Source organism: Streptomyces sp. L500, from assembly GCF_054551825.1.
Window position 1 is genome coordinate 1 of the sequence record NZ_JBTOLC010000126.1, and the last position, 1,180, is coordinate 1,180.

At 68.5% G+C, this 1,180-nt stretch carries 1 protein-coding gene; it reads left to right on the plus strand.

All coding sequences use genetic code 11. The annotated features are described in order from the left end of the window. Positions 1-52: 52 nt before the first annotated feature. On the plus strand, positions 53-1,180 hold a 1,128-nt coding region (locus ACX9I7_RS32625), incomplete at its 3' end, for an acyltransferase domain-containing protein (RefSeq protein WP_459389402.1).

Genomic DNA, 1,180 nt, shown 5'->3' on the forward strand with positions numbered 1-1,180 from the left:
GACGGAGTCCCGATCGTGGGACTCGGTGGAGGGGCGTCCGCGTCGGGCGGGGGTGTCGTCGTTCGGTATCTCGGGGACGAACGCTCACGTCATCGTCGAGGAGGCTCCCGAGTCCGGGGCCCCGGAAGAAGTGCCCGTCTCCGGTGGAGTCGCGGTGCCGTGGGTGCTGTCGGGACGCACCGAGGAAGCACTTCGTGCGCAAGCGGCCCAGCTCCTGGCCCACCCCCTGGCTTCGGCGCCCACGGACGTCGGCTGGTCGCTGGTGTCGACGCGCAGCGCCTTCGACCATCGTGCGGTGGTCGTTGGTTCCGACCGGGACGAACTGCTCGCCGGCCTGAAGGCCGTGGCCGCTGGGGAATCGGCAGCGCATGTGACCACCGGTTCGGGGTCTGCGGGCGGCCTGGCATTCGTCTTCACCGGGCAGGGCAGTCAGCGCCTGGGGATGGGCCGGGGGCTGTACGACCACTTCCCGGTGTTCGCCGAGAGCTTCGACGCCGTATGCGCGGAACTTGACCAGCTGTTGGGCGGATCGGTTCGCGGGGTGGTTTTTGGTTCGGATGGGGGGTTGTTGGGTCGGACGGGGTGGGCTCAGGCGGGGTTGTTCGCGCTTGAGGTGTCATTGTTCCGGTTGTTTGAGTCGTGGGGTGTCCGGCCGGGGTTCGTGGCTGGTCATTCGGTGGGTGAGCTGGCTGCCGCGTATGCGGCGGGTGTGTGGTCGCTGGAGGACGCATGCCGGGTGGTCGCTGCCCGGGCGCGGTTGATGGAAGCGCTGCCCGAGGGTGGTGCGATGGCGGCGGTGCAGGCTACGCCGGACGAAATCACCGGTTTCCTGGCTGATGGTGTGGTGGTTGCGTCTGTCAACGGCCCGCGCCAGGTCGTGATCTCCGGTCGTGAGGAGGCTGTGGACCGTGTGATGGCCGAGGCGGCAGAGCGGGGACTCCGCGCTCGCCGTCTGGATGTCTCGCACGCTTTCCACTCGCCGTTGGTGGAGCCGATGCTGGAGGACTTCCGGCAGGTCCTGGACACCGTCGAGTTCCACGCCCCGCAGATTCCCGCTGTCTCGAACGTGACGGGTACGTGGGCCGATCCGGAGACGTGGTGCTCCCCGGAGTACTGGGTGCGTCAGGTCCGTGAGCCGGTCCTGTTCGCCGACAACGTCACCACCCTCCTCGATGCCGGA